The organism is Amycolatopsis sp. NPDC026612 (genome assembly GCF_040638285.1).
Lineage (GTDB): Bacteria > Actinomycetota > Actinomycetes > Mycobacteriales > Pseudonocardiaceae > Amycolatopsis.
In genome coordinates this window covers 80,737-93,179 of record NZ_JBEZYB010000024.1, presented here as the reverse complement: position 1 = coordinate 93,179, position 12,443 = coordinate 80,737, and the positions used below count along the sequence as shown (strand labels likewise).

The 12,443-nt window shown below is 74.6% G+C and carries 10 protein-coding genes; all 10 read left to right on the top strand.

The window, feature by feature from the left end:
* Positions 1-363: 363 nt before the first annotated feature.
* Entirely contained in the window at positions 364-1,803 is a 1,440-nt protein-coding gene (locus AB0F15_RS22695) for an amidase family protein (RefSeq protein WP_360273501.1), read from the top strand.
* A 192-nt stretch (positions 1,804-1,995) separates the two neighbouring features.
* Positions 1,996-3,339, top strand: a complete 1,344-nt coding sequence (locus tag AB0F15_RS22690) for a helix-turn-helix domain-containing protein (RefSeq protein ID WP_360273499.1) — start codon at positions 1,996-1,998, stop codon at positions 3,337-3,339.
* Positions 3,336-4,766 (top strand): lyase family protein, encoded by a 1,431-nt coding sequence (locus AB0F15_RS22685; protein WP_360273496.1) that lies wholly within the window; start codon positions 3,336-3,338, stop codon positions 4,764-4,766. The genes AB0F15_RS22690 and AB0F15_RS22685 overlap by 4 nt, the downstream gene beginning before the upstream one ends.
* Positions 4,763-5,995 (top strand): ATP-grasp domain-containing protein, encoded by a 1,233-nt coding sequence (locus tag AB0F15_RS22680; RefSeq protein WP_360273493.1) that lies wholly within the window; start codon positions 4,763-4,765, stop codon positions 5,993-5,995. The genes AB0F15_RS22685 and AB0F15_RS22680 overlap by 4 nt, the downstream gene beginning before the upstream one ends.
* 234 nt (positions 5,996-6,229) lie before the next feature.
* Positions 6,230-6,601: a methylmalonyl-CoA mutase gene (locus AB0F15_RS22675; protein WP_360273490.1), complete on the top strand. Its 372-nt coding sequence runs from the start codon at positions 6,230-6,232 to the stop codon at positions 6,599-6,601.
* Positions 6,598-8,913 carry an amino acid--tRNA ligase-related protein gene (locus tag AB0F15_RS22670; protein ID WP_360273487.1) on the top strand — a complete coding sequence of 772 codons (2,316 nt, stop codon included), beginning with the start codon at positions 6,598-6,600 and terminating at the stop codon, positions 8,911-8,913. Before AB0F15_RS22675 ends, AB0F15_RS22670 begins: the two co-directional genes overlap by 4 nt.
* On the top strand, positions 8,910-10,160 hold the full coding sequence (locus AB0F15_RS22665; RefSeq protein ID WP_360273485.1) for a glutamate synthase-related protein: 1,251 nt from the start codon (positions 8,910-8,912) through the stop codon (positions 10,158-10,160). The genes AB0F15_RS22670 and AB0F15_RS22665 overlap by 4 nt, the downstream gene beginning before the upstream one ends.
* Positions 10,161-10,195: 35 nt before the next feature.
* The gene (locus AB0F15_RS22660) at positions 10,196-11,170 is read left to right on the top strand and encodes a kinase (protein ID WP_360273482.1); all 975 of its coding nucleotides are present in this window, start codon (positions 10,196-10,198) and stop codon (positions 11,168-11,170) included.
* Positions 11,167-12,207 (top strand): pyridoxal-phosphate dependent enzyme, encoded by a 1,041-nt coding sequence (locus AB0F15_RS22655; RefSeq protein ID WP_360273479.1) that lies wholly within the window; start codon positions 11,167-11,169, stop codon positions 12,205-12,207. Before AB0F15_RS22660 ends, AB0F15_RS22655 begins: the two co-directional genes overlap by 4 nt.
* Positions 12,204-12,425, top strand: coding sequence for an MbtH family protein (locus tag AB0F15_RS22650; RefSeq protein ID WP_360273476.1), 222 nt, complete (start codon positions 12,204-12,206; stop codon positions 12,423-12,425). Before AB0F15_RS22655 ends, AB0F15_RS22650 begins: the two co-directional genes overlap by 4 nt.
* Positions 12,426-12,443 lie beyond the last annotated feature (18 nt).

The following is a 12,443-nucleotide window of genomic DNA, read 5'->3' as shown; positions in this document are numbered from 1 at the left end:
ACGCGCGGTCCAGACCTCCGGGCCGCGTTGTCGACGGATTGCAAACGGCCTGTGCGACCGTGGCCCGGTCCGCACACACCGGCTCCGGCGCGTCCGGCGGCCCGAGTGAAGGGGAGCCGCGTTGCCCGACGTCTTCCGGCCGCCCGAGGTGGGCTGCCCCGGTTCGAGGACCCGCCCGCGGAACGCCGCGCCGGCGGGGGCTCCGGCCGGGGCAGTTCGCGAGGGCGAAGCCGCCTCGATTCTGCCTCCGCGCGTTCCCGAGCGCCCCGGAACGGACGCTTATCGTCTGCGCATGTGCTGTGGTGAAAAGGATTTTCGGGCCATTGGGGGTATCCGGTGACGGCCGGACGGCGGTGGCCGAGCTTGCCGGCACTGCGCCGTTCGCTCGATGACCGGCAGCAGACCAGCGTGGCTCTCGTGCGGCGGTGCCTCGACCGCATCGCGGCCGTCGACCCGCTCGTCCACGCCATCATCGCCGTCGACGAGGGCGCCCTCGACACCGCCGCCGAGGCCGATCGGCGCGCGGCCGCCGGGGAGGCCGCCGGTCCGCTGCACGGAATTCCCGTCCTGGTGAAGGACAACATCGACACCGCGGGCCTGGCCAGCACGGCGGGTTCGCGGCTGCTGGCCCGCACGCCGCCGGAGCGGGACGCCGCGGTGGTGAGCCGGCTGCGCGCCGCGGGCGCCGTCGTGGTCGGCAAGACCAACCTCTCGGAATGGGCGAACCTCCGCTCGGTCGACGGGATCGAAGGCTGGTCGGCCGTCGGCGGGCAGACCCGCAACGCCCACCTGCCCGGCCACAGCCCGTGGGGGTCGTCCGCCGGTTCGGCCGTGGCGGTCGCGACCGGGATGGCCCCCCTCGCGCTCGGCACCGAAACCGACGGCTCCATCGTCTGCCCCGCCGCCGTCAACGGCGTGGTGGGCGTCAAACCGGAACCGGGCCTGCTCCCGCTCGACGGGATCGTGCCGGGATCGGCCGACCAGGACAGCGTCGGGGTGCTCGCCACGCGCGTGGGCGACGCCGCGACCTGCCTCGACGTGCTCGCCGGCGGCGGTCTGCTCGGCGAGCCGGTGCCGCTCGCCGGACGCCGGCTGGGGCGCTGGCGGCCACCCGGCATGGACGCGGCCGCCGAGCGGGTCGCCGACGACCTCTGCGCGCGCCTGTCCGCCGCCGGTGCCGTCATGGTGCCGGTCGACCTGCCTCTCGACGCGGACCTGCTCGAGGACGGGATGACCGCGCTGATCGCCGAGCTGCGTCCCGGGCTCGAGGCCTACCTGCGCTCGCGCCGTGACGTCCCGGCGACGCTGCCGGAGCTGATCGCGGCCCACCGCGCCGACCCGGTGGAGCTGAGCCTGTTCGGCCAGGACCTCTTCGAGGCGGCCGCCGCGGTCTCACCCGCGGACCGGATGGTGGCCCGGGTGCTGCGGGAGCGCAGCCGGCGCCGGGCCCGCGCGCTGATCGACGGCCTGCTCGCCGACCACCGGCTCGACGCCGTGCTCGCCCCGACCGGGCCGCCGTCGTGGCCGCTCGACCACCACTCCGGCGACCCGCGGGTGCGCGGCAGCTCCACCCCGGCCGCGCTGGCCGGCTACCCGGCCGTGTCCGTGCCCGCCGGCTACGCCGGCGCGCGGCCGGTGGGCGTCTCGGTGTTCGGGCCCGCCGGGACGGCCCGCACGCTGGCGCTGGCCGGGGCCGTCGAACGCGCGGCCGCGCCGCGCACGGGCGCGCGTCCGCGAGAGGAGCGCGCTCCACGCCCCGACACCGCGAACCGGGTGAATTCGGCCCGTTCTTTTCGCGATTAATCGCGAAGAATTTGATCTCCACTCACCGAGTTTTCCGCCGTCCGTGCCTTTTTCGGCGGTTTTTCCGTGATTCGCCGGCGGCTGCGGGTGCAATTACCGTCGTCGTCGCTCAGGCCCTCTGGCAACGTCGGCGGGCCACTTCTGCCATGGTCCTCATGATTTCGGACCAGACATCGATGACGGGGGAACAGCATGTCGGGACCGGTCACCCCGCACTCGCGGAGAGCGAGTGAGGAGCCGCGCGAAACACCGCACTTCGGCGAACTGCTCCGGTGGCACCGGATGCGCCGGGGCGCGACCCAGCGCCAGCTGGCCGATCTGTCGACGGTCAGCGTGCGGGCGATCCGCGACCTGGAGCTCGGCAAGGCCCGGCCGCGCCGCGACACCGTGCACCTGATCGCCGACGGGCTCGGGCTGACCGGGCAGGAGCGGACCCACTTCGAGAAGGCGGCCGGAGGGGCCGGCCAGGAGCTGAAGCTGAGCTACGACGCCGGGCCGGTGCCCCCACCGGCCCCGATGGACACCCTCGTCGGCCGGGAAGCCGAGGTGTCGATGCTCGGCGACCTGCTCGGCGCCGGCAACCTGCGGCTGGTCACCGTGACCGGCCTGCCCGGGGTCGGCAAGTCCCGGATCGCCCTGGAGATAGCCGGGGTCCTGCACCGGGAACACCGGCTGCCGGTGCTGTGGAGCTCGGCGTCCGACCAGTCCGCGGCGACCCGGGACACCGGCTCGGACCCGGTGTCGGCGCTGGTCGCCCTGGCCCTCGGCCGCCCGGCCGTGGCGGCGGCGGGCACCGCGCTGGCCGAACTGCGGGGACTCGTGGGCGACCGGCTGACGCTGCTGGTCATGGACGGCTACGAGCAAGCCGACGTGGACGCCGACGCGTTGTCCGGCCTGCTCCGGCACTGCGGCCGCCTGCGGGTGCTGATCACCGCCCGGACGCCGTTCCAGCTGCCCGGCGAGCGCGAATTCCCGCTGGAGCCGCTGGCGGTACCGCACCGGCGGGCCGACCGCGATCCGGCCGAGCTGGCCCAGGTCGGCTCGGTGCAGCTGCTCACCCGCTGCATCGGCAGGACCGGCTTCCAGCTGACCGCCGTCAACTCCCCGGCCGTCGCCGAATTGTGCCGCCGGCTCGACGGCATCCCGGCCCCGCTGCAGGTCGCCGCGTCCTGGTTCATGGTGTGCTCCCCGGAAACCCTGCTGCAGTACCTGCGGGACGACCCGTTCGCGTTCGTCGGGCCGGAGCTCGGCGACGCCGGGCGCTCGGAGCTGAGCGCGCTGGCCGACGACGAACGGGCCCTGCTGGACCGGCTGTGCGCGGTCGAGGGGTGCTGGTCGATCGCCGACGCCGTGGGGCTCGGCAGCCTGGCGCCGGCCGCCTGCGCCCGGCTGGTCCGCCGGCTGCTGATGCGCGGAGTGGTCCGGACCTCGACCGAGCCCGGCTCGGGCGGCTTCGCCGTGCTGGAACTGGTCAAACTGCTCCACGCCGGCCGCCCGGCCGGCGTGTCGTACCTGCGCGACGAGGCCACCGTATGACCGCCACCGGCCGGCTCCGGCGCGGCCTGCGCCCGCGCACCGCGCGGATGGTGTTCGGCTCGGCCCCCGGCGAACTCGCCGAGGAGCTCCGGCTGACCTCGCAGGTCGACCTGGCGCACGTCGTGATGCTGCACCGGTGCGGGCTGCTCGGCCCGGCGCCGTCGGCCGCCCTGCTCCGCGGCATCCTCGCCCTGCGCGCCGACGACTTCGCCGAGCTGCACGGGGTGCCTGCCCCGCGCGGGACGTACCTGATGTACGAAGGCCAGCTGGCCGAGCGGCTCGGCGAGGCCGTGGGGGGCGCCCTGCACACGGGCCGGTCCCGCAACGACCTGAAGGCGACGATGACGATGCTGCGGATCCGGACGTGGCTGGCCGGGTTCCTGTCGGAGGCGATGCGGCTCGAAGCGGTCCTGCTCGGCCGCGCCCGCGCCCACCGCGACGTCGTCATGCCGGTCCACACGCACTTCCAGGCCGCGATGCCGGTGACCTACGGGCACTACCTGCTCGGCGTCGCGATCGCGCTGGGCCGGGACCTCGACGCCGTCGCCGCGGCCGCCGCCGGGCTGGACCGCTGTCCCATGGGTGCGGGCGCGGTCGCCGGCACCGACCTGCCGCTGGACCCGGACCTGGTCGCGGTCCTGCTCGGGTTCGAACGCGGCCCGGCCCACGCGATCGACGCGGTGGCGAGCCGGGACGTGCTGCTGCGGCTCCTGGCCGCCGTCGCCGGGCTCGGGATCACGCTGTCCCGGCTGGCCACGGACCTGCAGCTGTGGAGTTCGGCCGAGTTCGGCTTCGTGGTGCTCCCCGACCACCTCGTCGGCGGCAGTTCGGCGATGCCGCAGAAACGCAACGCCTTCCTCTTCGAGCACGTCAAGGCCAAGGCCGGGGCCGCGATCGGCGCGTGGACGGCCGCCGCGTCGATGACGAAGTCCACCCCGTTCACCAACACCATCGAGGTCGGCACCGAAGCCGTCGCGGCGGCCTGGCCGGGACTGCACGCCGTGGCCGACGCGGTGCTGCTGAGCCAGGTGCTGGCCGGGGGAACCGCGCCGGTGCCCGCGCGCATGCGCCGGCGCGCGGAAGAAGGCTTCACCGTGGCCACCGCGGCCGCCAACCGGATGGTCCGCCGCGGTGTGCCGTTCCGGCGCGCCCACCACGAGGTGGGGGCCGCGGTGCGGGCCGCGATCGAGGGTGGGGAGACCACTTTGGACGGTGCGGGACTCGACGTCGCCGCGGTGGCCGCGGCCACCGCGACCGGCGGCGGTCCCGGTGCGTTCGCGGCGACGTTCGCCGAGGCGCACCGGGCCGCGGCACGGCGGGCCGCACGGTGCCGCGAGCGGCGCGACCACCTGCGGGCGGCCGCCGACGGGCTCGACCGGGCGGTCGGGGAGGTCCTGGAGCGGTCCGGCCGGGACTCCGCGTCGTGACGGCGTACCCGTGGTTCGTCCTGGTCGAGAGCAACACCACCGGTTCCGGCCGCCGGTTCTGCGCCGTGGCGCGCACTCGCGGCCTGCGTCCGGTCGTGCTGGCCGCGGATCCCGGCCGGTACCCGTACCTGACCGGCGACGGCGTCGACCACCTGACCGTCGACACGGGTGACCAGGACGCCGTCGACGGAGCCTGTGCCCGCCTCGCCCGCGACGGCGTTGCCGGTGTCACGTCCAGTTCGGAGTACTTCATCGCCGCCGCGGCGGCCGCGGCCGCCGGGCTGGGGTTGCCGGGCCCGTCCGCGACGGCCGTGCGGGACTGCCGCGCCAAGGACCGGCAGCGGGCCCTGCTGGTGGCCGGCGGCGTCGCGGTTCCCGCGTTCCGCGTGGTGGACGGCGCCGCCGGGGCCGCCGACGCGGCGGCCGCGCTCGGGCTCCCGGTGGTCGTGAAGCCGGTCGCGGGATCGGGGTCGACCGGGGTCCGGTTGTGCGCCACCGCCGCCGAGACGGCCGACGCGGTCGCGGGCCTGCTGGCCGGCGCCGACGAGCGGGGCACCCCGCGCGAACGGCGGGTGCTGGTCGAGGAATACGCGCGCGGGCCCGAATATTCGGTGGAAACGATCGGCGACGCGGTCGTCGGGGTGACCCGCAAGCACCTCGGGCCGGCCCCGTTCTTCGTCGAGACGGGGCACGACTTCCCGGCGCCACTGGCCGAGGCGGAGCGGACCGCGGTGGAACGGACCACCCTGCGGGCGTTGCACGCGCTGGGGCTCGGCTGGGGCGCCGCGCACACCGAACTGCGGGTGACACCGCGGGGACCCGTGCTGATCGAGGTCAACCCCCGCCTCGCCGGGGGCATGATCACCGCCGTCGTCGAAGAGGCGACCGGGATCGACCTCGTCGCCTGCTGCGTCGACCTGGCCTGCGGGCGGCCCCCCTCGCTCGCCCCGGCCCGCGCGGCGGCCGCCTCGATCCGCTTCCTGGTGGCCGAGCGGGCCGGGGCGGTCACCGCCGTGCGGGGAATCCCTGCCGCGCAACGGATGCCGGGCGTCCGCGCGGTGGCCGTCACCGTCGAGCCGGGAACGCGGATCGGCGAGCTCACGCAGTCCTTCCGCGACCGGCTGGGCCACGTCATCACCACCGCCGGAGACGTCGCGCGGGCGGCTTCGGTAGCCGAGTCGGCACGGGCCGCGATCGTCGTCGAGCAGTCGCCGTCCGCTGCCGGGTGACCGCCGCCGTCCTGCCGCCGCAACTGCCTTCACCGGCGTCGCGCGCGGCCTAGGTTCTTGTTTCATCGACGTTACCGAGGCGTCGGAGGAAATCACCGGCACGACTCGGACGGCGGACGTTCTTCCTCGTCCGCCGATCGCCCGCCTCCATCGAGAACGACGCGAGAGCCCTCAATGAGATCCTTTTTCCCTGGTCCACCGATCGTGGTCAGCAGCACCATTTCCGACTCTCACATGTGGAATCTCGTCTTCCTCCAGTTGCTCATCGAAGAACTGGGCCACCGGGTGCACAACCTCGGCGCCTGCGTGTCCGAAGCGCTGCTGGTCGAGGAATGCCGCGACGTGCGGCCCGGCCTGATCGTCGTCAGCAGCGTCAACGGCCACGGCGTGAACGACGGCGTGCGGCTGGCCCCGCTCGTGCGGGACTGCCCGGAACTCGCGCGGACGCCGCTGGTGATCGGCGGGAAGCTCGGCGTCGACGGCGCGGGCAACGGCAGCGGCCGGGCCGCGCTGGAACGGGCCGGGTTCGACCGCGTCTTCGACGAATCGGACGTCCCGGCGTTCCGCGACTACCTGGCCGCGCTGCCGGCCATGGCGATGTCGTGACGCGGCAGCCGTCGTTCGGGGCGTTCGTGGCGCGGGCGCACGCGGCGGGCAGGCTGGTCGTGCAGCCGCGGATGGGGTTCGCCGCCCCGGACCGGATGCGCGCCGGGCTGGCCGCCACCCGGCGGGTCTCGGCGACCACCGTCGGCACGGTGACCCTCGACAGCTACACGCGGCTCAACGAACTCGCCGCGGCCGAGCGGGCGCTGGCCGAGGGCGTCCCGCTCAACGGCTACCCGATCCTCGCCCACGGCCGCGCCACCACCCGGGCGGTGCTCGACGGCATCCAGGACGCCCAGTTCCCGGTCCAGGTCCGCCACGGCGCGGCCCGGCCGCAGCACATCATCCGCGCGCTGATCGACTCCGGCCTCGACGCCACCGAAGGCGGTCCCGTCTCCTACTGCCTGCCCTACAGCCGGATACCGCTGCGCGAGTCCGTGGAGCACTGGGCGCGCTCGTGCGAGCTGCTGGCCGCCCTCCGGGACTCCGGTGCGGCCCCGCACGTCGAGACGTTCGGCGGTTGCATGCTGGGGCAGCTGTGCCCCCCGAGCATGCTGGTGGCGATCAGCGTGCTGGAGGGGCTGTTCTTCGCCCAGCACGGGCTTCGCAGCCTCTCGTTGAGCTACGCCCAGCAAACCGACCCCGAGCAGGACGAGGAGGCCATCCACGCGCTGCGCCGGCTGGCCGGGGAGCTGCTGCCCGGGATCGACCTGCACGTGGTGGTCTACGCGCACATGGGGATGTACCCGCGCACCGCGGGCGGGGCCCGGCGGCTGCTCGCGGACGCCGCCCGGCTGGCCGTGCGCTCGGGGGCCGCCCGGCTGATCGTGAAGACCGTCTCCGAGGCCCACCGCATCCCCACGATCGAGGAGAACGTCACCGCGCTCGAGCTCGCCGGCCGCGTCGCCGCGGCGACGACCTGGGCGTCCCCGCGGCCCGACCCGGCCGACACCGTGGTCTACACCGAGGCCCGCAGCCTCGTCGAAGCGGTGCTCGACCTCGACGACCGGCTGCGGGTCGCGCTGCCGCGGGCGTTCGAGCTGGGCCGCCTCGACATCCCGTACTGCCTGCACCCCGACAACCCGCGCCGCGCGACCTGCGCGATCGACCGGACCGGGCGGCTGCGGTGGGCCGACGTGGGCTCGCTGCCGCTCCCCCGGCCGCCGGGCGCCGCCGCGAAGACCCGGCCCACCTCCGCCGGGTTGCTGGCGTCGCTGTCCTACGTGCAACGCAAGTTCGACCTCGAAGCCGGTCCACGGGCAGCGTCCCCGGCCGGCCCCCAGTCGCCGCCAAGATCGGACGGAGCCGTCATGGAGCCCAGCCCGCACACCACCCCGCGCTACCTCCCGCCGCCGCCGTCGGAGCACCTGGCCTCGGCGGTCACCCGGACGGCCCTGCGGGTGCAGCAGCAGATCCTCGTCGCGGCGCGGGCCTTCCTGCACGGCGACGGCTTCACCGAGCTGCTCCCGCCGGTCATCGGCCCGGTCACCGATCCCGGCATCCGCGGCTCCAAGCAGCTCGACGTCGACTTCTACGGGCACCGGTACAAGCTGATGACCAGCGGGATCCTCTACAAGCAGGCCTCGCTGCTGGCGTTCGACAAGCTGTTCTTCATCGCGCCGAACGTGCGCGCCGAACCGCCGGAAACCAGTTCCACCAGCCGGCACCTCGTCGAGTTCCACCAGATCGACGTCGAGATCTCCGGCGGCACCCGTGCCGACGCCCGGCGCGTCGCCGAACGGCTGCTGGTCCACATCGTGCGGCACGTGCTCGAAACCGTCCCCGACGAGCTCGCGAGCCTCGGCCGGGACCCGATGGTGTTCACCGAACTGCTCTCGGAGCCCTTCGAGGTGCGGACCCACGCCGAGGCCGTCGCCGCGCTGCACGACTTCCAGCACCCGCAGAACCCGGACGCCGAAATCGACTGGCAGGGTGAGGAGCTGTTGTCGCACAAGGCGCAGCGGCCGTTCTTCATCACCGACTACCCGAAGGGTTCGCGCGGCTTCTACGACCGGGAAAGCACGACGCGGCCCGGCGTGCTGCGCAACTTCGACCTGATCGCCCCCGGCGGCTACGGCGAGCTGGTCAGCGGCAGCGAACGCGAATCCGACTACGCCACGATCGTCACCCGGATGCGGGAAACCGGCGAGAACCCGGCCAAGTACGGCTGGTACCTGGACATGGTCCGCGCGGGCATCCCGGCCAGCGCCGGCTTCGGCATGGGGCTGGAGCGGCTCACCCGGTACCTGACCGGGCTCGACTCGGTGTGGCAGGTCAGCGCGTACCCGAAGATCCCGGGCCTGGTGTCCCCGTGACCGGCCTGCGTGCCGACGGCTTCCCGGAAGCGGAGGTGCGGTACCGGGCCCGCACCGGCCCCGAAGCCGCCTTTCCCGCGCTGAAGTCCTACGGCCACGAAGTCTTCGGTGCGAGCGCGACCGCGGACGCGGACGGCGACCTGATCGACCGCGCGCGGCTGGTGCCGCCGGTGTTCGTGCCGCGGCGGCTGGAGAAGCTGATCGAGCTCGGCCGGGAGCCCTTGTTCTCCGATGTCGACCTGCGCACCGAGATCGGCGGGTTCGCCTCGGCCCTGCCGGTCTACCTGTCCGGGTTCGGCTCGACCGAGCTCGGCAGCACCGAACTCGGGGTGGCCGCCGCGCGCCAGGCCGGCGCGCTCGGGATCCCGATGGTGATCGGCGAGAACGTCGTCCCGGCCAACGGCTACGGGCGTGGGCCGTCCACCGCGCAGCCGGCCCTGCTGACCCGGGTCCGGGCCTACCTCGACGCCGGGACCGGGAGCGAGGGCGGTGTGGTCGTGCAGCAGAGCACCGAGGACGCCGACGCCGAGGTGTGGAACCTCGTGTACAGCGACCCCGGCGTGGCGCCGCTGCTGGCCACCGGCCGGCTCGGGTTCGAGCTGAAACTGGGCCAGGGCGCCAAACCCGGGCTCGGCGGGATGACGGTCGTCGACACGGCGAGCTCCGCCCGGTTGCGCGACCGGTACGCGATGAGCGACGTCTTCGACGGCGAATCCGGGCGCGTGCTGCGGTCGGCCAGCCCGGGGACGTTCACCGGCGAGATCCTCCGGCAGCAGGTCCACTTGATGCGCAACAACTTCCCGCGCGCCCGGGTGTGGGTGAAGCTGCCGCCCGGCCGGGACGTCGGCGCGGCGGCCGCCGTCGCCTGGGCGGCCGGGGCCGACGCGGTGACCGTCGACGGCGCCGAAGCGGGCACCGGCTGGGCGCCACTGTCCTTTCTGGACCACGTGGGGCTGCCGCTGGCCGAGTGCCTGCGGCGCGTCGGCCCACCGGCGGGCTGCCTGCTCGCCAGCGGCCGGATGTGGGCCGGCGCCCGCGCGGTCAAGTGCCTGGCGCTGGGAGCGCGCGCGGTCGGCCTCGGGCGGGCGGCGCTCGTGGCCGTCGACGAGGACCCGGGCCACGGCCTCCACCGGCTCGTCGACGCCCTGGCGTTCGAGGCGCGGCTGCTGATCAGCGCCCTCGGCAAGTACGCGGCAGGCGACCTCGGCGCGGAGGACGTCTGGCAGGACGGCGGGACCGGCCGGTGACCGGACGGACGACAGCGAACATCGGAGACCACGAAATGGGTGAGCAGCGGGAAGCCGTCGTGGACGGCTGGAGGGAACCGGTGGCCGCCGGCGTCGCGCTCGGCGTCGTCGAGCCGGTTCGGACCGCCACCGCCACGACGACCAGCCACCACGGCGAAATCCTGCAGGGCGTCTTCGCCGACGCCGACGGCAGGCTCCGGCGCGGCCTGCTGTCGATGCCGTGCCACCTGCACTCCGCGCGGGCGAGCTTCACCCCCGCCCCGGGTGCCCCGCTGGTCGTCGAGCCCGCGGGCAAGCTGAAGGCCCGGCGGGCCGCGGAAGCGACCCTGGAACTGCTCGGGCACGGCGACGTCGGCGGCTACCTGGAGCTGGCGGGCACGGTGCCGGCTTCCCGCGGGTTCGGCTCGTCGACCTGCGACGTGCTGGTGGCCGTGCGGGCGGTGCAGGGCGCGTTCGGCCGTGAGCTGCCCAGCGCGGTGATCGCCCGGCTGGCCGTCCAGGCGGAGATCGCGTCGGATCCGCTCATGTTCGGCGGGAACCCGGTGCTGTTCGCGCAGCGGGACGGCATCGTGCTGGAGGACTTCGGCTGCCGCCTGCCGCGGCTGGCCGCCATCGGGTTCGGCACCAGCGCCACCGGCACCGGGATCGACACGCTGTCCCTGCCGCCGGCCGAGTACACCCCCTCGGACGTCGCCCGCTTCCGCGACCTGCGCGACCAGCTGCGCGGCGCGCTGAGCGGCGGTGACCCCGCCGCGCTCGGCGCGGTCGCCACGGCCAGCGCCGAGCTCAACCAGCGGAACCTGCCCATCCCGGGGCTCGACCGGATCACCGCGCTGATCCGCCGGACCGGCGCGGCCGGGCTGCAGATCGCGCACAGCGGCGACGTGGCGTCCCTGCTCTTCGACGCCCGGCAGCCGGACGTCGAACGGCAGCGGGAACGCGCCCGGCTGCTGCTGGCCGACCTCGGCATCAAGGACGTCTGGCGCTTCACGGTGGGGGGTCCGCGATGACCCGGCAGATCGGCCGCGCGTTCGCGTCGGTGGTCGAGGCGAACGAACTGCCCCGGATCGTCCGGCTGGAGGAGAACCTCTACGCCGCGGTGTTCACCCTGATGAAGCTGCTGCCCGCGCGGTACATCGTCGACCGGGCGCGGAGCAGCGGCGAGCTGGCGCCGGGCGCGACGGTGATCGAGACGTCCTCGGGCACGTTCGGGCTCGGGCTGGCGCTGGTCTGCCGGCTGCGGGGGCACCCGCTGATCGTCGTCGGCGACCCGGCGATCGACCGGAACCTGCGGACCCGGCTGGAGTTCCTCGGCGCGCGGGTCGAGCTCGTCGACGCCTTCGACGCCCCCGGCGGGATCCAGGGCGCGCGGCTGGCCCGCGTCGCGGAACTGCACCGGGCGCACCCGGGCAGCTACGTGCCCGACCAGTACGAGAACCCGGACAACCCGGGCGCCTACGGGATGGTGGCCGACCAGCTGCTCGGCACGCTGGGCCCGATCGGCAGGCTGGTCGGCCCGGTCGGCTCCGGCGGCTCCACCGGCGGCCTGGCCGCCGCACTGCGACGGTCGGGCGGCGACACCCGGCTGACCGGGGTGGACACGCCCGGCAGCGTCATCTTCGGCCACCACAACGGGAAACGGCTGCTGCGCGGGCTCGGCAGCAGCATCCACGCCGGCAACGTCCGGCACACCGCCTACGACGACGTGCACTGGGTCGGCGCGGCACCGGCGTTCTGGACCACCCGTGAGCTCTACGCCGAGCGGGCGATCTTCGCCGGGCCGACGAGCGGCGCGTCCTTCCTCGCCGCGCGGTGGCACGCCCGCCAGGAGCCGGATTCGGTGACGGTCGCGCTGTTCCCGGACGACGGCTACCGCTACCTCGACACCGTCTACTCCGACGACTGGCTGCGCGAACAGGGCGTCGACCGGCTCCCGCCGCCCGCCGAGCCCAAGCCGGTCACCGCCCCCGACGACCTCGACGAACACTGGTCGCACCTCGTGTGGGGGCGGCGGCCGCTCACCGAAGCAAGGAGATTCCCGTCATGAGCAACCCCTTCGACGACGACACCGCCGCGTTCCTGGTGCTGGTCAACGCCGAGAACCAGCACTCGCTGTGGCCGGCGGCGATCGAGGTGCCCGCCGGCTGGACGGTCACGCTCGGGCCGGAGCCCCGCCAGGTGTGCCTCGACCACGTCGACCGCCACTGGACGGACCTGCGCCCGGCCAGCCTGATCGCGGCCATGGGCGAGTCCGGCCGTTCCTGATGTCCGTCCCGAGGGTGG